An 18566-nucleotide genomic window follows, 5' to 3' on the forward strand; every position below is an offset into this window, starting at 1 on the left:
CGCCGCGCCAGACGACCCTGCGTGCGGGTGCGCCACAGATCCTAGGCGTTCTCGCTCGGTTACACGACCCCTGCACAGGGTGCGGTTCAGGTCGTCACCGAGGAGGAACGCGGACGTGACCTCCGCCGCCCGTGCCCGCTCCGACGCCCCCTCCGCCGTCCGCGCGCCCCGGAAACGAGTCCGGGGCGCCTCGCGCGAGTGCGCGGCGCCCCGGTGCTCATGGCGTGTGTCGCGGCGAACCGTGCCGCTGCACCGCCCTAGGACGTGCTGGGCTCCGAGGTCCGGGCGGCCGGAAGCTGCTCGGCGGCCTCGGACGCGGCCTGCGGCGCCTTGGCGACCGGGTCGGGCACGAACCGGTAGCCGACGTTGCGCACCGTGCCGATCAGCGACTCGTACTCCGAGCCGAGCTTGGCACGCAGGCGCCGGACGTGGACGTCGATGGTGCGGGTGCCGCCGAAGTAGTCGTAGCCCCACACCTCCTGGAGCAGTTGGGCGCGGGTGAACACCCGGCCCGGGTGCTGGGCCAGGAACTTGAGCAGTTCGAACTCCTTGAAGGTCAGGTCCAGGATCCGACCGCGCAGGCGGGCGATGTAGGTCGCCTCGTCGATGACGAGGTCGCCGCGGCGGATCTCGTCGGGGTCGTCGGTCCCGGCCTCGGCCGAACCGACGGCCAGGCGCAGCCGCGCCTCGACCTCCGCGGGTCCGGCGGTGGCCAGGATGAAGTCGTCGACCTGCCAGTCGGGTGTGAGGGCGGCGACGCCGCCCTCGGTCAGGACGACCAGCAGCGGGCAGTCCAGCCCCGTGGTGTCCAGCAGGCGGCAGAAGTTGCGGGCGGTCGCCAGGTCGGTCCGCGCATCGACCAGAATGGCGTCAACGGGCGCGTTGGAGTTCCCGGTCGCACCGGACGCCAGGAGTGCCCCCGCCTCCGCGGGAGCCACCCGCACGGAGTGCAGGAGGAGTCCCAGGGCAGGAAGCACGTGGTCAGACGGTTCGTTCGAGTTCGTCAGTAGCAGCAGATGGCTCATGCGTCTCTTCTCGTCATCCCGCGCTGTGCGGACGATCGAAGGCGCCTTTGCCCCCGGTGAAGATTTGTTTAATACGTCGCCTCCGAGCAACACCAAGGATAATCAATAGATGGCGAAGTGCACTATCAGGTACTGGGCAGCGGCCAAGGAAGCGGCGGGAACCGCCGAGGACCTGGTCGATGCCGACACCCTCGGCGCGGCTCTCGACGCCGCGTGTCTGCTCCATCCCGACGACCGGTTCCTGCGCGTACTCAGGGCTTCGTCGCTTCTCGTGGACGAGCGCCCGGTCGGCAGGAGACCGCACGACGAAGTCGCGGTGGCCGGCGGGACTGTGATCGAGGTCCTACCGCCGTTCGCCGGCGGGTGAGGCCTCCGACAAGTGATGGGAACCGGGAGGAAACATGAGTGAAACCCCCGAGTGGGCGGGGCGTGCGCGCGTGGTGATGCTGGGCAAGCCCGGCTGCCACCTGTGCGAGGACGCGTGGACCGTGGTGGAGCGGGTGACGGACCAGCTCGGGGTCAGCAGGGCCGAGGTCGACCTGAACGGGGTGGCCGCGGCCGACCGGGAGGAGTACTGGGACAAGATCCCGGTGACCTTCGTGGACGGCCGGCAGCACGACTTCTGGCGGGTCGGAGAGGCACGGCTGCGCGCGGCCCTGGAGGGCTGAGCCCGCGGGAGGCGTGCGTCCGGGGTGATCATGCGCCCGGGGCGGGTGTGTGTTCCGTGAACACGCGCGCAGAATCCGTGCTGATGTGCGTTCTGTGCCTCATCCGGGTGATGTGAAGTCGTGTTTCCGGATTGTGGCTTCCGGCGTCATTGGTGAGAATTTTTGGTCCGCACGTCACAAGCGACCCCACTTTGTGCGCGCTTTCACAAGCGCGTAATCTATGTGCGAGCGGGAGGCGCGGCGCCACCGGCCCTCATGGGGCGCCGCGCCTCCCGGGCCACGTTCGAACCGACCTCCCCCCAGGAGCGCCCGCCTGTGACAAGCCGCCCACCCCGGCCCCGGGAGAGGGGAATCCCCGAGGCCACCGTCGCCCGGCTCCCCGTCTACCTGCGCGCACTGCAGGCGCTCCAGGACCGTGGCACGCTCACGGTCTCCTCGGAGCACCTCGCCTCGATCGCCGGCGTGAACTCCGCCAAGCTCCGCAAGGACCTCTCCCACCTCGGCTCCTACGGCACGCGAGGGGTCGGCTACGAGGTCGAGTACCTCGTCTACCAGATCTCACGTGAGCTTGGTCTCACCCAGGACTGGTCGGTCGCCATCGTCGGGATCGGCAACCTGGGCCGCGCTCTGGCCAACTACGGGGGATTCGGCACGCGCGGGTTCCGCATCGCGGGCCTGCTCGACGCCGACCCCTCCGTGGTCGGGAAGACCGTGGCGTCGCTCGACGTCAGGCATATTGACAACCTGGAGGACGTTGTCAGGTCGAAGGGCGTGTCGATCGGGGTCATCGCCACACCGGCGACCTCCGCCCAGGGCGTGGCGAGCCGCTTCGTCGAGGCGGGGGTGACCAGCATCCTCAACTTCGCCCCGGTCGTGCTGAATGTGCCGGAGGGAGTCGATGTGCGTAAGGTCGACTTGTCCATCGAACTCCAGATCCTCGCCTTCCACGCCCAGCGCAGGGCCGACGGCGACAGCGGACGGGGCGTGGACCGGGCGGGGCTGGAACTGACGTGAGAACGACGCACCCAGGCGACGGGGCCCGGGCGGAGCGACGTGCGCGAGCCGGAGCAAGCGGGGGCCGCCCCGCTGTGACGGAGACCGTGCCCGAGCATAGAGACGCAGCGTCATGGGGGCGCTGTGGTGCCTGCGTAGGAGAATGCGGATGAGTGTCCTGGCCGTGGGGTTGAGCCACCGGAGTTCGCCGGTGGCGCTGCTCGAGCGCGTCGCTCTGAACGGTGAGACCCGGACCAGGGCGGTCGGCGAGATGGTCGCGTCCGAGTCCGTCCACGAGGCGATGGTCGTCTCCACATGCAACCGGACCGAGGTCTACGCCGACGTCTCCGCCTTCCACGGCGGCGTCGCGGCCATCACCGAACTCCTGTCGTGGCACACCGGCGTCGCCCTCGGCGAGCTGTCCGACCACCTCTACGTGCACTACGAGGACCGCGCGGTCCAGCACCTGTTCTCCGTCACCTGCGGCCTCGACTCCATGGTCGTCGGCGAGGGCCAGATCCTCGGCCAGGTCCGCGACGCCCTCAAGCTCGGCCAGGAGACCGGAACGGTCGGCCGCGTCCTCAACGACCTGGGACAGCGCGCCCTGCGGGTCGGCAAGCGCGCCCACACCGAGACCCACCTGGACCACGCGGGCGCCGACATGGTCAGCTTCGGCCTGGAGCACGCCCTCGCGTACCTGCGGCCGCGCCCGGCCGACGCCGGACCCGCTCCCACGGTCGGCCAGACCGCACCCGTGGCCGGCGCCGTCCCGCCCGCGGCCTGCCCCATGTCCGGAGCCGGGGCCACGGACCCGGAGGCCGCCGCGGCCACCGGCGGCCCGAACGGCCTCGACGGCTCCGCCAAGGCCTCCTCCGGCCCGCTGGCCGGACTGCGCGTCCTCGTCCTGGGCGCCGGATCGATGAGCGCGCTGTCCGCCAACACCGTCGCCCGCCAGGGCGCGCGGACGGTCATCGTGGCCAACCGCACGATGGAGCGCGCCGCCCGCCTGGCCGAGTGCCTCACCGAGGCCTACGACACGGTCGGCTCCCGCGCCGTCCCCTTCGCCGACGCGGCCGACGTCCTGCCCGAGGTCGACCTCGTCATCTCCTGCACCGGCGCCCAGGGCCTCGTCCTCACCGCCGAGGCCGTGGCCGCGGCCGACACCGCGCGCACGACGCCGCTGGTCTTCCTCGACCTGGCCCTGCCGCACGACATCGACCCGGCCGTGCGCGACCTCCCGCACGTGGACCTGGTCGACATCGAGGCCCTGCGCCAGGCCACCGCCGCCACCCGCGACCACGAGTCCGGCCGCTCCGGCGCCCTCACCGTCGTCCGCGAGATCGTCGACGAGGAGGTCACCGAGTTCCGCACGGTCCGCCGCGCCAACGAGGTCACCCCGACCGTCGTCGCCCTGCGCGCCCAGGCCAAGGACGTCGTCGAGGCCGAGCTGTCCCGGCTGCACGGCCGCCTGCCCGCCGACCTCGACGACCGCGCCCGCGAGGAGATCACCCGGGCCATGCGCCGCGTCGCCGACAAGCTCCTGCACCGGCCCACGGTGCGGGTCAAGGAACTGGCCGCGGCGCCCGACGGCGAGTCCTACGAGGCCGCGCTGCGCGAACTCTTCGACCTCGACCCCAAGACGCCGGAGGCCCTGTCCTCGCCCGCGCGTCCCACCACCGCGGCCGAGGCCGCACAGGAGCAGGTATGACCGCGAATCCCGCCGGCGGCACCCCGGCCAGGCTCGGCACCCGCCGCAGCACCATGGCCACCACCCAGTCCCGGATGGTCGCCGACGCGATCACCGAGCGCACCGGGCGCCCGATCGAGCTGGAGCTCATCACGAGCTTCGGCGATGTCACCAAGGCGCACCTGACCCAGCTCGGCGGCACCGGCGTGTTCGTCAACGCCCTGCGCGACGAGCTGGTGGCCGGCACGATCGACTTCGCCGTCCACTCCCTCAAGGACCTGCCGACCGTCCCCGCGGACGGCCTCGTCCTGGCGGCCATCCCCGAGCGCGACGACCCCCGCGACGCCCTGTGCGCCCGCGACGGCCTCACGTTCGAGCGGCTGCCCGCCGGCGCGAGGATCGGCACGGGCTCCCCGCGCCGCGTCGCCCAGCTCGCGGCCCTGCGCCCCGACCTCGTCTACGTCCCCATCCGCGGCAACGCGGAGACCCGCCTGGGCAAGGTGACCTCCGGTGAGCTGGACGCCGTCGTCCTCGCCCACGCCGGACTCGGCCGGGTGGGCCGCAGGGACGCCGTCACCGACGTCTTCGACGCCGACCGCATGCTGCCCGCCCCGGGCCAGGGCGCACTGGCCGTGGAGTGCACGGCCAAGCGCCGCGAGGACGACCTGGGCTACCTGGCCTCCGTCGACCACGCGCCCACCCGCGTCGCCGTCGTCGCCGAGCGCACCGTGCTGTCCGTGCTGGAGGGCGGCTGCGCCGCCCCCGTCGGCGCCTTCGCCGAGTACGCCGACGGCCGGCTGCGCCTGCGCGCCGCCGTGGTCGCCACCGACGGCACCGCCGCCGTCCGGGGCGACCGCACCGCGGACCTCGCCTCCGCCCACGACCTGGACGCGGCCGTCGCGCTCGGCCGGGACCTGGCCCGGGAGATGATCGGCGAGGGCGCCGACCGCATCGTCGCCGCGGCCTTCGCGGAGAGGGACACACCCTAGGGCGTGTCCCGCGAACACTCGCCCTGTTGAGCGACGCCCCAGCGGCGCCCTCGCTTCGTTCTCATCAGTCGACAGGAGGCCCACCCTGACTCCCTCTTCGGCCTCGCGAGGCCACCACTGGACCGCCGCTCACGACGGGCGGCGTCCACGGGACACACCCTAGGAACACGAAAGACGGGCCGGGCGCCGACGTGGCCGCCGCAGCCCAGCCGTCACCGCCCCGGTCCCGCGCACCGGGGCACAGGCGACCCACACCCGAGGAGCCAGTACGTGAACGCCAACGCCATCCCCCGTCCGGAGGAGCCGCGCCCCGCCCCGCGCCCCGGGCACGTCGCCCTGGTCGGCAGCGGCCCCGGCGGCGCCGACCTGCTGACGCTGCGCGGCGCCGAACTGCTGCGCCGCGCCGACGTGGTCATCACCCTCCGCGAGCCCGCGGCCGAGGAACTGGCCGGCTTCCGTACCGAACTCCTGGCGCACTGCCCCGAGGACGTGACCGTGATCGAGGCCGCCGAGTGCGGCGGCGACATCAACGCCCTGGCCGTCGCCCGCGCCCGTGAGGGCCGCCGGGTGGTGCGCCTGTACTCCGGCGACCCGTTCTTCGGCTGCCGCGGCGCGGACCTGGTGGCCGCGTGCGAGCAGGCGGGCGTGGAGGTCGAGGTCGCCCCCGGCGTCTCCGCGGTCACCGCCGTGCCCACCTTCGCCGGCATCCCGCTGCTGGGCGAGGGCCCCGAGGTGCGGCTGCTCAACGCCCGGCCGCACGGCGGGGCCGAGGTCGACTGGCACGAGGCCGCCGCCGGCGACGCCGCCCTGGTGATCCTCGGCGCCGACGCGCCCCCCGGTGAGGAGCCCGGCCACCAGGGCCCCGGGTTCGACGTCATGTGCAAGACCCTCATCGCCGGCGGGCGCCCGCCGGCCACGCCCGTCGCCGTCGTGCGCGCGGGCGGCACCACCCGGCAGACCACGGTCACCTCGACGCTGGCCCGGCTGGTCGCCGATCTCAAGTCCAAGGACACCAAGGGCCACCACGTGACCGCTCCGGCCCTGATGGTCGTCGGGGCGCCGGTGGCGCGCCAGTCCGAGCTGTCCTGGTACGAGACCCGCCCCCTGTTCGGCTGGCGCGTGCTCGTGCCCCGGACCAAGGAGCAGGCCGCCGCCCTGTCGGACCAGCTGCGCGGCTACGGCGCGGTGCCCGAGGAGGTGCCGACCATCTCCGTGGAGCCGCCGCGCACCCCGCAGCAGATGGAGCGCGCCGTGCGCGGCCTGGTCACCGGGCGCTACCAGTGGGTCGCCTTCACCTCCACCAACGCGGTCCGGGCGATCCGGGAGCGCCTGGAGTCCTACGGCCTGGACGCGCGTGCCTTCGCCGGGGTCAAGGTCGCCGTCGTGGGCGAGGCCACCGCCAGGGCCGTGCGCGACTTCGGCATCCAGCCCGACCTGGAGCCGCCGGAGGACGCCCAGTCCAGCGCGGGACTGGTGTCGGTGTGGCCGCCCTACGACGCCGAGATCGACCCCATCGAGCGGGTGCTGCTCCCGCGCGCCGACATCGCCACCGAGACCCTGGCCGCCGGACTGGACGAGCGGGGGTGGGAGGTCGACGACGTCACCGCCTACCGCACGGTCCGCGCGGCGCCGCCGCCCGCGCCTGTCCGAGAGGCCATCAAGGGAGGTGGTTTCGATGCGGTGCTGTTCACGTCGTCCTCCACGGTGCGCAACCTGGTGGGCATCGCGGGCAAGCCGCACAACACCACCGCCATCGCCGTCATCGGCCCCGAGACCGAGAAGACCGCGATCGAGTTCGGCCTGCGGGTCGACGTCGTCGCACCGAAGGCGTCGGTTTCGGCCCTGGCGGAGGCACTTTCGGAGTACGGTGCCGCCAAGCGCCGTGAGGCGATCGAGGCGGGCAAGCCCGTCCTCAAGCCCAGCCAGAAGCGCCGGGGCCGTCGCCGCAAGGTCTGACCCCGCCCCACGGCCCATCCGTCCGTCCACCCGTCGTCCGCGACCAACCGCCACCGCCATGAGGAGCCCGCATTGACCGCCTCCGACGCCGCCTTCCCCGTCGCCCGGCCGCGCCGTCTGCGCCGCGGAGCGGCTCTGCGTCGCCTGGTCGCCGAGACCCGGGTGCGGCCGGAGAACCTCGTCCTGCCCATGTTCGTCAAGGAGGGCCTCACCGAACCGGTGCCGATCTCCTCGATGCCCGGCCAGGTGCAGCACACCCGTGACAGCCTGCGCAAGGCCGCCCAGGAGGCGGCCCAGGCGGGCGTGGGGGGCGTGATGCTGTTCGGGATCCCCGAGCACAAGGACGAGCGCGGATCGGGCGCCGACGACCCGGACGGGGTCGTGCAGGTGGCGCTGCGCGACCTGGCCGCGGACGTCGGCGACGAACTGGTGGTCATGGCCGACCTGTGCCTGTGCGAGTACACCTCGCACGGCCACTGCGGGCCGCTGGAGAGCGGCGGCCACGTGGACAACGACCTCACCCTGGAGCGGTACGCGGCCGTCGCGGCCGCCCAGGCCGAGGCGGGCGCCGCCGTGGTGGCGCCCAGCGGCATGATGGACGGCCAGGTCGCGGCGATCCGCCGCGGACTGGACGGCGCCGGGTTCACCCAGGTGCCGATCCTGGCCTACGCGGCCAAGTACGCGTCCGCCTTCTACGGGCCCTTCCGCGAGGCGGCCGAGGGGGCGCCGCAGTTCGGCGACCGCTCCGGCTACCAGCAGGACCCCGCCAACGCCCGCGAGGCGCTGCGCGAGGTGGCGCTGGACGTCGCCGAGGGCGCCGACATGGTCATGGTCAAACCGGGACTGGCCTACCTCGACATCGTGGCCAAGGTCGCCGAGACCTCGCCGGTGCCCGTGTCGGCCTATCAGGTCAGTGGTGAGTACGCCATGATCGAGGCGGCGGCGGAGAAGGGCTGGCTGGACCGGGAACGGGCGATCGTGGAGACCCTCACCTCCTACCGCAGGGCGGGAGCCGAGCAGGTCCTCACCTACTGGGCCACCGAGGCGGCCCGCCTGCTGAGGTAGCACGACCAGGCCCTTCGCCCCGGTCGCGGTCGCCGGGCGGCGGGCCAGGAGACGTCGGCCGCGCCTGGATCTAGACACGACCACCGGGGGTTCCATGGCCGACGTCCTGTACCGACGGAAGCGACGGCATGCGGCGGACAGCATGCTGGAGTCAGCGCTGCGCTACGCGCGGCTGGGGTGGCCGGTGGTGCGGGGCGCCGCGCCCGGCCAGGACCGGGCGTGTACGTGCGACCGGATGGGCTGTCCCGACCCGGCGGCGCACCCGGTGACGATGGCCTGGGGCGTGGAGGCCAGTACCGACCCCGACCGGATCCGCCGCTGGTGGACCGCGACCCCCGACGCGAACGTCATCCTGCCGACCGGCCGGGTGTTCGACGTCTTCGACGTGCCCCGCGAGGCCGGGGTGATGGCGCTGGCGCGGATGGGCCGTTCGGGCGTCCCGGCGGGGCCGGTGGCGGCGGTGGAGTCCTCGCGCTACCTGTTCTTCGTGGCGACCCGGTCCCCGGTGGACGAGGACGAGTGGTGGTCCTGCCACCTGGACACCGTCCCGGAGTCGGTGGCGGAGACCCCCGGGCTGCGGTGGCACTGCCGGGACAGCTTCGTGCCCGGGGCGCCCTCGGCGCTGCCCTCCGGCGGCCGGGTCACCTGGATCCGCGCCCCGCGCGACGAGGACGGCGCGGTACCGCTGCCCGACCCCATCGCGGTGCTGGACGTCCTCTCCGACGCCAGCGAGGAGTTCCCCCACCGGAGCTGACCGGAAGCGGGCCGGGGCCGCCTGAGGGCCGGCTGGGAGCCGCCTGCGATCCGTCCGGAGCGCACTCAGGGCCTGGATCTGGCTCTCAGGCCATGGTCGGGCTGCTCGTGCCCGCGATCACCCTGGGGCGCGCCGCCCCCTCGTCGGCCGACCGGAGCTGGAGGCGCGGGACGCCTCCACGGTCTGGCAACGGACCCGGAGGCCCACCCGGAGGCCCACCCGGAGCGCCGCCGCCGGGAGTGAGCCGCCGCCTCAGATCCGGGTGGCGTTGACGACGATGCCGTCCTCGTCGCTGTAGAGCCACTCGCCGGGGACGAAGGCCACGTCGCCGAACGTGACGGTGACGTCCGCCAGCCCGGCGCCGTCCTTGACGGACTTGCGGGGGTTGGTGCCCAGGGCCTTGACGCCCAGGTCGAGCTCCGCCAGCGCGACGCTGTCGCGCACGGCGCCGTGGACGACCACGCCCGCCCACCCGTTGGCCACGGCGGACGCGCCGATCATGTCGCCCAGCAGGGCGCTGCGCAGCGAGCCGCCGCCGTCCACGACCAGGACGGCACCGTCGCCGGGCGAGTTGAGGACCTTCTTCACCAGCCCGTTGTCCTCGTGGCACTTGACGGTCCGGATGGGGCCGTGGAACCGGGCGCGCCCGCCCAGCAGGCGGAACTGCGTCGAGCAGCTGCGCAGGGTGTCGCCGTGGTCGTCGATGAGGTCCGCCGTGGTGAAGGCCGTGGCCATGACAGCTCCGATGGGTGGTGGGGACGGGTGGTCGCCCCCAAACTACTGACCGGTCACCCCACCGACCTTCGTCGGGGCGGCGCGTCTCCTTCGTCGATCCGGGCGGGTTTCCGGCCTCGGCGGTCACTTTCCGGTGACAGGATGAGGAACTTCTCGTTCACGAATCCCTGGGAGTTCAGTCACCTGCCGGACATCTGAACGTTGTCCGATCGTTCCCCCAACATGTGACTTCTCCCCGAGCGCCCCCTGGAGAGAGATGATCACGGAGATCCTCCGCGTCAGTTCGGCCTGGTCACGTGCGGTGGTCGGCGCGGTCGCCGAACTCGATCCCGCGTGGCGGCACGCGTTCGACCTGGGCACCGAACTCCTGCTCGGCGTGTTCGCGGTGCTGTTCCTGGCCTCGTGGTGGCGCGCCCGGTCCGTCGACGCGCGCACGGTCGGCCTGGCGCTCCTCGCCCCGGTCGCCACGGTCATCGCCTACCTCGTCAGCCGCACCGTCAAGGAGGCCGTCGCCCAACAGCGGCCCTGCCAGGCGATGACCGACCTGGTCACCGCGGCCGCCTGCCCGCCCGCCGGCGACTGGTCCTTCCCCAGCAACCACGCCGCCATCGCCGGCGCCTCCGCCGCGGCCCTGGTCCTGGCCTGGCGCCGCATCGCCGTGGTCATCGCGGTCTTCGCCGTGCTGGAGGCCTTCTCCCGGGTCGTCGTCGGCGTCCACTACCCGCACGACGTCACGGTCGGCCTCCTCCTCGGCGCCCTCGTCGCGACCCTGGTGTCGCTCGCCCTGGCCCGCCCGCTCACCCGGTGCGTCGACCGCCTCGCCGCCGTCGAACGCCTGCGCCCCCTCGTGCGCTCCTCCGTCGCCGACCGGACCGCCGGCACCCGCGACGACGAGCACACCCTCACCCCCGCCTGACCCGGACCCGACCCCGTGACCCGCCCGCGTACGACTCTCGGGGCCCGACACGCGACGCGGAGCCCGCCGGAGTCATCCTCCGTGACCGATCCGCTGCTCAGGGCCCTGGTGGAGCCTCCGGTGCGGGGCGGGTCACGGTCAGGTCGGAGGGTACAACTGACACACTGGTGGCGTGGGTACTCAACAGACTTCCGCAGAGCTCTTCCGTCGGGCCACCGCCGTCGTCCCTGGTGGCGTGAACTCTCCCGTGCGCGCCTTCGGTGCCGTCGGCGGCACTCCGCCCTTCTTCACCAAGGGTGAGGGCCCCTACCTCACCGACACCGAGGGGCACCGGTACGTCGACCTGGTGTGCTCCTGGGGTCCGCTGATCCTCGGCCACGCCGCGCCCCCGGTCGTGTCCGCGCTCCACCACGCGGTCGACGCCGGGACCTCCTACGGCGCGCCGACGCGGGGCGAGGTCGAACTCGCCGAGCTGATCGTGGCGCGCACGCCCGTGGAGAAGGTCCGCCTGGTCAACTCCGGGACCGAGGCGACCATGTCCGCGATCCGCCTCGCCCGCGGCTACACCGGGCGCAGCAAGATCATCAAGTTCGCGGGCAACTACCACGGCCACGTCGACGCCCTCCTGGCCGCCGCCGGGTCCGGTCTGGCGACCTTCGGCCTGCCCGACACCCCGGGCGTGACCGGCGCCAGCGCCGCCGACACGCTCGTGCTCCCCTACAACGACCCCGCGGCCGTCGAGCGCGCCTTCGCCGAGCACGGCGAGGACATCGCGTGCGTCATCGCCGAGGCCTGCCCCGCCAACATGGGCGTCGTCCCGCCCAAGGACGGTTTCAACGCCCGCCTCAAGGAGATCGCGCACGCCAACGGCGCCCTGTTGATCCTCGACGAGGTCCTCACCGGCTTCCGCGTCTCCGCCTCCGGCTGGTTCGGCCTGGAAGAGGTCGCCCCCGACCTCATGACCTTCGGCAAGGTCATGGGCGGAGGCCTGCCCGCCGCGGCGTTCGGCGGCCGGGCCGAGATCATGGACCGCCTCGCGCCCGACGGCCCCGTCTACCAGGCGGGCACCCTCTCCGGGAACCCGCTGGCCACGGCGGCCGGGCTCGCCACGCTGCGCGCCGCCACCCCCGAGGTCTACGCCCACATCGACCGCGTCTCCGCGCAGGTCGAGGCGGAGGTCTCCAAGGCGCTCAGCGGCGCCGGGGTCGCCCATCGGGTCCAGGGCGGCGGCAACCTCTTCACGGTGTTCTTCACCGACCAGGAGGTGACCGACTTCGACAGCGCCCGCACCACCGACACCGCGGTCTTCTCCGCGTTCTTCCACGCCATGCTCGACCAGGGCGTGTACCTGCCGCCCGCGGCCTTCGAAGCGTGGTTCTTCTCCGCGGCGCACGACGACGCGGCCATCGACCAGGTGGTCTCGGCCCTGCCACGGGCGGCCCGGGCGGCCGCCGAGGCGCAGGGCTGACCAGCCCCGACACCGAGACAAGGACGACCACGATGACCACGACCACCGTCGTGCACCTGCTCAGGCACGGCGAGGTGTACAACCCGGACAAGGTCCTGTACGGACGGCTGCCCGACTACCACCTGAGCGACCGCGGCCAGCGCATGGCCGAGATGGCCGCCGAGTGGTTCGAGGGGCACGACATCGCCGCCCTGTACTCCTCGCCGCTGGACCGCACCCAGGAGACCGCGGTCCCGTTGCAGAAGACGCTGGACCTGCCGGTGACGTTGGACGACCGCCTCATCGAGGCGGGCAACAGGTTCCAGGGGATGTCCCTGTCGGCGCGTTCGGCCCGTGACCCGCGGGTGCTCAGGCGGCTCTACAATCCGTTCCTGCCGTCCTGGGGCGAGCCCTACGCGGAGATCCTCGACCGGATGGTGTCCGCGATCAAGGTCGCGCGCCGGGCCGCGTGGGGCCGGGAGGCTGTCTGCGTCAGCCACCAGCTGCCCATCTGGACGGCCCGCCGCGCAGCCGAGGCGAGGCGGCTGTGGCACCGCCCCGACCGGCGCGAATGCAATCTGGCGAGCGTGACGTCACTGACCTTCGCCGACCATCGCCTGGCCAGTGTCAGCTACGCCGAGCCGGCCGCCTCCCTGTACGTCGACGGGCCGTCCGTCCCCGGGGCGTGACCCGGACCGCACACCCGTCACGGTAAGCTGGGCCTTCGGGTGCGGTAGGCGTGCGTTTCCAGCGTCGGCCTCCCCGGGGTCCGCCCCGGATCGCCCGGCATCCGCGCGTGCGCCGTACGCGCCGGTGCCCGGCGACCCCAGCAGCGCATCCGAACCCCTGCCGGTGCTCACCGCCAGCGGTTCGGCATGTCCGTACGCATCGTCAGCGAGAAGGTGATCCCATGGGTTCCGTCATCAAGAAGCGTCGCAAGCGGATGGCGAAGAAGAAGCACCGCAAGCTGCTCAAGCGCACGCGTGTGGCGCGTCGCAACAAGAAGTAGACCGGTCGCGGCCGATGTCGTCTCTCCGCGGGCGTGGGCGTGCCCCAGGGCTCGTCCCCGACGCGGAGACACCTTCCTCCTTGCGTGGCCTTTGCCACCCCTATGGAATTTTCTGGGTGAGGCACCGTTGTGTCTCACGGGTCGCGGCCGCCGGTTCACCTTCTCGGTGATCGGTCCGCGGGCCGTCCGGATCTGACTTTCCGTCTTCCCAAGGAACGTGTCGCCATGACTCGTGTCGTCCTCGTCACCGGTGTCTCCAACCCTGTGGCCGCCAGGGTCGCCCAGGCCCTGAGCGCGGAGCCCGGTGTACGCCGGGTCATCGGCGCCGACTCCGCCCCGCCGCCGGCAGCGGAGGTCGGCCCGCGGTCGTCCGCCGAGGACGGTGACGGGCCGGGCGGCGTCGAGTACGTCCACGTGGGTCTGCACGACGAGAGCCTCGGGCAGATCGTCGCCGACTCGGGCGCGGAGATCATCCTGCACCTGGGCCTGGACACCGCGCGCGGTCCCCACCGGGAGGACACCCTCCTGGGGACCATGCGGGTGCTCGCGGCCGCGCAGCGCTCGGCCCGCGTCAAGCGGGTCGTGGTGCGCTCCAGCGCCAGCCTGGACGCCGACGACGCCGCCGAGGTCGAGCGCGACACGCTCGGCCTCCAGCGCCGCCGCCCGGACGTGTCCGTGGCGGTCCTGCGCCTGGCCAACCTGATCGGCCCCTCGGTCGACACCCCTCTCACCCGGTACCTGGGCGCGCGCTTCGTGCCCACCGTGCTCGGCAGCGACCCCAGCGTGCGCTTCGTGCACGAGGACGACGCGGCCGAGGCCCTGGTCCGGATGGCCCTGAGCGACGAGACCGGGCACTTCGACGTGGCCGGCGCCGACTCGGTGCCGCTGTCGGACTGCCTGCGCCGCGTCGGCGGCCAGCGCCTGCCGGTGCCCGCCCGCGGCCTGAAGGTCCTGCGGAGCATGGCCAAGCACGGGCGTATCGACTACGCCAGCGCGAGCAACACCCGGGCCGTGAGCGTCGGCCGGCTCGCCACGGGTATGGACACCGCGCCGCTGGAGAAGGCGCTGGACTGGTCCCCGTCCTACAGCTCCCCGCAGGCGTTCGAGACCTTCGTCGGCAGCCGCGCCCAGGCCGCCCCGACCCGGGGCGCCGGCCTCCGGCCCGTCCACGTCCTCGCTCTCGCCCGAGCCACCCTGGGCCGCTAGCGTCTCGCGCGGCCCCTCGGCCCGGTGGCCCCTCGGCCCCTCGGCCCCTCGGCCCCTCGGCCCGGCGGCCTCGCGGCGCCTCTCAGTCCCTCGCGGCCCTCGGCGTCACGCGCCGCACCGGTTTCGCCTGATCGCGAGGCCTCAACGCCCTCACCAGTCACACCGGCCTCACACACCCCTCAGGTGCCCTCCTGGGCGACGCACGCCCCACGCGCGGGTCCGAGCCGCGCCCGGGCGCCTCGGCCGCCGTCACGGCCGCTGCGGCCGCCTCAGGCCGCTCCCGCCGTCCGGCGGTGTCTGATCGCCCGCATCGCCACCGCTCCGGCCACGGCCCCCGCCATGGCCGCGGGCACGGCCACCTTCAATGCCGTCCGGTGCCGTCTGAAGTCGTGTACGGGCCACCCGTGCGTGCGCGCGTACCGGCGCAGGTCCCCGTCCGGGTTGACCGCGTGCGGATCACCGACGATGGACAGAAGCGGCAGGTCGTTGGACGAGTCGCTGTAGGCCGAGCACGAATCCAGGTCCCACCCCTCACGGCGGGCGAGCGCGCGTACCGCCACCGCCTTGGCCGGGCCGTGCAGCAGGTCGCCGTTGAGCCGGCCGGTGTACACCCCGTCCAGGTTCTCCGCCTCGGTGCCCAGGGCCCCGGTCAGGCCGAGTCTGCGCCGGATGATCTGCGCCAGCTCGACGGGCGTGGCCGTCACCAGCCACACCGGCCGACCGGCGTCCAGGTGCCCCTGGACGAGGGCGCGCGTGCCCTCCCAGATGCGGTCCGCCATGGTGTCGTCGTAGATCTCCTCGCACAGCGTGACGAGGTCGCTCACCCCGTGGCCCGCGACGAAGGCGAGCGCGGCCTCCCGGGCGGCGTCGATGTGCTCGGGCTGCTCGCTCCCGGTGACCCGGAAGACCGTCTGGCCCCACGCGAAGCGCAGGAGGTCGCGGGTGGTGAACAGGTCGCGGGAGGCCAGTCCACGGGCGAAGTGGTAGATGGACGCGCCCCGCATGAGGGTGTTGTCCACGTCGAAGAAGGCGGCGCCCTTCGTCGACGGGGGCACGGTGTCGTGAGGCACGGTCGTCTCCTGGCTCGGATGGGGGCGGTCCGTCGGCTGTGCGATCCGCCCGAGGGTGCGCGCTCGGCGGACATGTCCGGTCGGGCGCCGGCCTGCCGCTCGCGAGGGGCGGCGTCCGTGGAGCACGCCCTGAAGGCGAGACTACGGCCCTCGGCGGGTCGTGTGCGGTCACAGGGATGCGGCCGGAATTCACGTGAGGAAAATCACAGTGTGAACTGCGGGTTCGCGCCACACTCTGCGGGATCGCCCCGGAGACTGTCCTCCCGATCCTGTATGTAGTGCACATCCACCCGTCGGAGTGCAGCATCATTGTCGGGATGGTGACGGTAGGACTGGCATTCGTAAGCGCGTTGGTGGGCTGGAGCGCCACCGCCGCGCTGGCCGCGTACGCCCAACGCCGTCCCAGCGTGGCCTCCGTCGCTTGGCTGGTCGCCGCGCTGGGTATGACGGTCGGGCTGAGCGCGGCCGTCGTCGGGGCGATGTTCGACTTCGGCGATCTCACCTTCCGGCTGCTGCAGATCGGTATCAGCCTCGTCGGGCCGCTCTATCTGGGCTGGGGAGCGCTCGAACACGGCGTGCGGTCGTTCCAGGGCCGCTTCACCTCGCGCCTGTTCGTCACCGCGTTCACGATCGTCCCCCTGGTCGTCCTGAGCGTCGACCGCCTGAGCGGCAGGTTCGGCGCCTCGTTCCCCGGGCTGGCCGACCACTACGACCTCATTCCGCGCGTCCTCGTCAACGGCGCCCAGGCCGTGGCCCTCGTCTTCCTGGTCGTCGGCCTGATCGGCGTCGCCCGCCGCGGCGGGCGGGACCTCTCCGCGGACCTGTCCGTGCTGGGCCTGGTCGCGCTGTCCCTGGTGCTCTCCGTGGCCGTGGGCCGACTCGGGCTCGGGCCGGGCGGACCCGTCCTGATGCTCGGCGCCATCGCCGCGCTGTGGGGCGCCTGCGCGCTCGGCGCCCGACCCCGGCGCGGGCTGGAGGACGACTACGACGACTACGACGACGACTACTACGACGACGACGACTACGTCTATGACGATGACGACGACGCGGACGCGGAACCCGCCGCGTCCATGGAGGAGCCCGTGCGCCGCAAGCGTCGCAACGCCGACACCTACGCCGACCACCGGGGCGGCGCCCCCGTCCGTGAGGCCGCGCCCCCGCGCGGCCGCGGCGTCATCACGATCTACACGCTCGCCGAGGGCCAGAGCGCGGGATTCGACCAGCTCGCCGCCGCCGTCGTCGCCCACGTCGCCGAGCACGAGCCGGACACCCTGATGTTCGCCTGCCACACCGTGCCCAGCGCTCCGCTCCAGCGGATCGTGTACGCGATGTACCGCGACGAGCTCGCCCGGGAGGAGCACGAGCGCCAGCCGCACGTGATCGAGTTCGCCAGGCGCGGCGCCGCCTTCGTGACCGCCACCAACGTGATCGAGCTGTCCCTGTCGGGCGCCGCGGCCAGCGACGGCCTCGCGGCCATGCTGATGCCCCACTAGGGCGCGTCGGGCGCGTGCGGCGGGCCCGTGACCGCGTCCTGTGCGTCCGCCTTCATCTCGTCCGGTGACGGGATGTCTCGAACCGGTGACTTTGCCCGGAGTCGGGGAACCCGCCCGGCCCCGGCGGAGTCCAACCCCGGTTGAAGTACCCTTCCCTTTGGGTTTGTCATGACCGGCACCCGTCGGGTGCCGATGGCGTGTGACCTGGACCGGCCGGAAGACCCAGCCGCGAGGCGCGCCGGAGCGAAAGAAAGTGTGCTGGGATCCAGATGCGTAAGTTTCTCGTCGTCTTCCTGATCCTCCTCGTGGTCGTCGTGGTGGGAGGCGACATCGCGCTGCGCGGCTTCGCCGAGCGCATGGTCGCCGAACGGGTGGCCCAGCAGATGCAGACGTCCGAGCAGCCGGACGTGGCCATCGGCGGCTGGGCGTTCCTGCCGCAGGCGCTCGGCGGCACCTACTCGGAGATCACCATCACCGCGGGCACCGCCACCGTCCGCGGGGTGACGCTGGAGCAGATCGAGGCGACCGCGACCGAGGTCGACGCGCCCCTGTCCGACCTGGTCAACGAGCCGTCCGTGGTCGCCGGACAGGTCGAGGGTTCGTTCGTCGTTCCCTACTCCTACTTCAACCCCCACCTGCCCGAGGGCGTCACCATCACCACCGAGAACGGCGAGCCCCGCATCACCGGTGAGCTGGCCATCCCGGAGCTGGGCGTGAGCACCTCCATCAGCGCGGCCGGCGAGTTCGAGGTGGACGGCGGCACGGTCACCGTCACCCCGGTCGACATCGAGGTCAGCGGTGCCCCGGACGGCGTCAGCGACATGGTCGGCGACATGCTCACCTTCAGCGTCGAGGCGCCCGAACTGCCCTTCGGCCTCACCGTGACGGAGATGGAGAACGTCTCCAGCGGTGTGCGGATCACCGGCACCGGCCAGGACGTTCCCCTGATGGGCTCCGAGGCGGCCTAGGTGGACGCGGCCGGACTCGTCGTCCTCGCGGTGACCCTGCTCGCGGCCACCGCCGTCGGACTCGCCTGGCGGCGGGGCCGGGGGCGCTTCCGCGAGCACACCGTGCGGGGACGGCGCGTCGGCGGCCCGCCCGCGGGCGGAGCCCGGAACCCGGGAGAGGAGGAGCCGATGACCGCGCACCAGGACACCCGGGCCCAGGGCGTCCGGACCCAGGGCGCCCATGCCGAGGAGGTCCGCGCCGAGGAGGGCGCCGACACCCCGCCCTCCGGTGACGTGCTCACGGCGGGGGACATCGACGGCGACCTGGGGGAGCGCGCCACCCTCGTGCAGTTCTCCACCGCCTTCTGCCAGCCCTGCCGGGCCACCCGCCGCATCCTCGACGAGGTCGCCGGGATGGTCGCGGGCGTGGCCCACGTGGAGGTGGACGCCGAGGCCAGTCTCGACCTGGTCCGCCGCCTGGGCATCATGCGCACGCCCACCGTCCTGGTCCTGGACGCCTCGGGCCGGATCACCACGAGGGCGAGCGGCCAGCCGCGCAAGGCCGACGTCATCGCGGCCCTCGGGGCGGCCGTCCCGTAGGCCGTG

General features: G+C 73.0%; 19 protein-coding genes. 16 read left to right on the forward strand and 3 right to left on the reverse strand.

From position 1 onward, the window contains the following. Window positions 1-257 precede the first annotated feature (257 nt). Window positions 258-1025 carry a winged helix-turn-helix transcriptional regulator gene (locus tag HNR10_RS18065; RefSeq protein ID WP_179825091.1) on the reverse strand — a complete coding sequence of 256 codons (768 nt, stop codon included), beginning with the start codon at window positions 1023-1025 and terminating at the stop codon, window positions 258-260. A gap of 109 nt (window positions 1026-1134) precedes the next feature. Between HNR10_RS18065 and HNR10_RS18070 the strand changes: the two genes are divergently transcribed. From HNR10_RS18070 to HNR10_RS18105, 8 genes are all read left to right on the forward strand, one after another. Next, entirely contained in the window at window positions 1135-1392 is a 258-nt protein-coding gene (locus HNR10_RS18070; protein WP_179825092.1) for a MoaD/ThiS family protein, read from the forward strand. Window positions 1393-1426: 34 nt separating this feature from the next. Further along, window positions 1427-1693 carry a glutaredoxin family protein gene (locus HNR10_RS18075; protein WP_179825093.1) on the forward strand — a complete coding sequence of 89 codons (267 nt, stop codon included), beginning with the start codon at window positions 1427-1429 and terminating at the stop codon, window positions 1691-1693. 315 nt (window positions 1694-2008) lie between these two features. Next, complete coding sequence (locus HNR10_RS18080) at window positions 2009-2707, forward strand: redox-sensing transcriptional repressor Rex (RefSeq protein WP_179825094.1); 699 nt, start codon at window positions 2009-2011, stop codon at window positions 2705-2707. Window positions 2708-2855: 148 nt separating this feature from the next. After that, window positions 2856-4394 carry a glutamyl-tRNA reductase gene (locus tag HNR10_RS18085; protein WP_179825095.1) on the forward strand — a complete coding sequence of 513 codons (1539 nt, stop codon included), beginning with the start codon at window positions 2856-2858 and terminating at the stop codon, window positions 4392-4394. Then, the gene (gene hemC, locus HNR10_RS18090; protein ID WP_179825097.1) at window positions 4391-5362 is read left to right on the forward strand and encodes a hydroxymethylbilane synthase; all 972 of its coding nucleotides are present in this window, start codon (window positions 4391-4393) and stop codon (window positions 5360-5362) included. Before HNR10_RS18085 ends, hemC begins: the two co-directional genes overlap by 4 nt. Window positions 5363-5632: 270 nt before the next feature. Beyond that, window positions 5633-7318: a bifunctional uroporphyrinogen-III C-methyltransferase/uroporphyrinogen-III synthase gene (locus HNR10_RS18095; protein WP_179825100.1), complete on the forward strand. Its 1686-nt coding sequence runs from the start codon at window positions 5633-5635 to the stop codon at window positions 7316-7318. 72 nt (window positions 7319-7390) lie between these two features. After that, a complete protein-coding gene (hemB, locus tag HNR10_RS18100) occupies window positions 7391-8383 on the forward strand; it encodes a porphobilinogen synthase (RefSeq protein WP_179825102.1) in 993 nt (330 codons plus the stop codon). 142 nt (window positions 8384-8525) lie between these two features. Continuing rightward, complete coding sequence (locus HNR10_RS18105; RefSeq protein ID WP_179825104.1) at window positions 8526-9137, forward strand: bifunctional DNA primase/polymerase; 612 nt, start codon at window positions 8526-8528, stop codon at window positions 9135-9137. 252 nt (window positions 9138-9389) lie between these two features. Here the strand turns inward: HNR10_RS18105 and rraA are convergent, their stop codons facing one another. Then, window positions 9390-9872 carry a ribonuclease E activity regulator RraA gene (gene rraA, locus HNR10_RS18110; RefSeq protein WP_179825106.1) on the reverse strand — a complete coding sequence of 161 codons (483 nt, stop codon included), beginning with the start codon at window positions 9870-9872 and terminating at the stop codon, window positions 9390-9392. Window positions 9873-10128: 256 nt separating this feature from the next. Here rraA and HNR10_RS18115 point away from each other — a divergent pair, with 256 nt between their 5' ends. The 5 genes from HNR10_RS18115 to HNR10_RS18135 all read left to right on the forward strand — a co-directional run bounded on the left by HNR10_RS18115 (window position 10129) and on the right by HNR10_RS18135 (window position 14450). Continuing rightward, on the forward strand, window positions 10129-10788 hold the full coding sequence (locus tag HNR10_RS18115; protein ID WP_179825109.1) for a phosphatase PAP2 family protein: 660 nt from the start codon (window positions 10129-10131) through the stop codon (window positions 10786-10788). Window positions 10789-10960: 172 nt separating this feature from the next. After that, on the forward strand, window positions 10961-12256 hold the full coding sequence (hemL, locus tag HNR10_RS18120) for a glutamate-1-semialdehyde 2,1-aminomutase (protein WP_179825111.1): 1296 nt from the start codon (window positions 10961-10963) through the stop codon (window positions 12254-12256). Window positions 12257-12288: 32 nt separating this feature from the next. Then, entirely contained in the window at window positions 12289-12924 is a 636-nt protein-coding gene (locus tag HNR10_RS18125; protein WP_179825112.1) for a histidine phosphatase family protein, read from the forward strand. A 221-nt stretch (window positions 12925-13145) separates the two neighbouring features. After that, on the forward strand, window positions 13146-13244 hold the full coding sequence (locus tag HNR10_RS18130) for a 30S ribosomal protein bS22 (RefSeq protein WP_013155353.1): 99 nt from the start codon (window positions 13146-13148) through the stop codon (window positions 13242-13244). 225 nt (window positions 13245-13469) lie between these two features. Further along, window positions 13470-14450, forward strand: a complete 981-nt coding sequence (locus HNR10_RS18135) for a Rossmann-fold NAD(P)-binding domain-containing protein (protein WP_179825114.1) — start codon at window positions 13470-13472, stop codon at window positions 14448-14450. A gap of 269 nt (window positions 14451-14719) precedes the next feature. On the opposite strand, the gene HNR10_RS18140 is transcribed toward HNR10_RS18135, so the two are convergent. Beyond that, the gene (locus tag HNR10_RS18140) at window positions 14720-15520 is read right to left on the reverse strand and encodes an HAD family hydrolase (RefSeq protein WP_179825116.1); all 801 of its coding nucleotides are present in this window, start codon (window positions 15518-15520) and stop codon (window positions 14720-14722) included. 317 nt (window positions 15521-15837) lie between these two features. Between HNR10_RS18140 and HNR10_RS18145 the strand changes: the two genes are divergently transcribed. From HNR10_RS18145 to HNR10_RS18155, 3 genes are all read left to right on the forward strand, one after another. Further along, window positions 15838-17013 carry a putative quinol monooxygenase gene (locus HNR10_RS18145; protein WP_179825118.1) on the forward strand — a complete coding sequence of 392 codons (1176 nt, stop codon included), beginning with the start codon at window positions 15838-15840 and terminating at the stop codon, window positions 17011-17013. Window positions 17014-17282: 269 nt separating this feature from the next. Beyond that, window positions 17283-17981, forward strand: a complete 699-nt coding sequence (locus tag HNR10_RS18150) for an LmeA family phospholipid-binding protein (RefSeq protein WP_179825120.1) — start codon at window positions 17283-17285, stop codon at window positions 17979-17981. A 168-nt stretch (window positions 17982-18149) separates the two neighbouring features. Continuing rightward, window positions 18150-18560, forward strand: coding sequence for a TlpA family protein disulfide reductase (locus tag HNR10_RS18155; RefSeq protein ID WP_179829805.1), 411 nt, complete (start codon window positions 18150-18152; stop codon window positions 18558-18560). Window positions 18561-18566: the final 6 nt, after the last annotated feature.

Origin of the sequence: Nocardiopsis aegyptia (genome assembly GCF_013410755.1) — a bacterium.
Taxonomy (GTDB): domain Bacteria; phylum Actinomycetota; class Actinomycetes; order Streptosporangiales; family Streptosporangiaceae; genus Nocardiopsis; species Nocardiopsis aegyptia.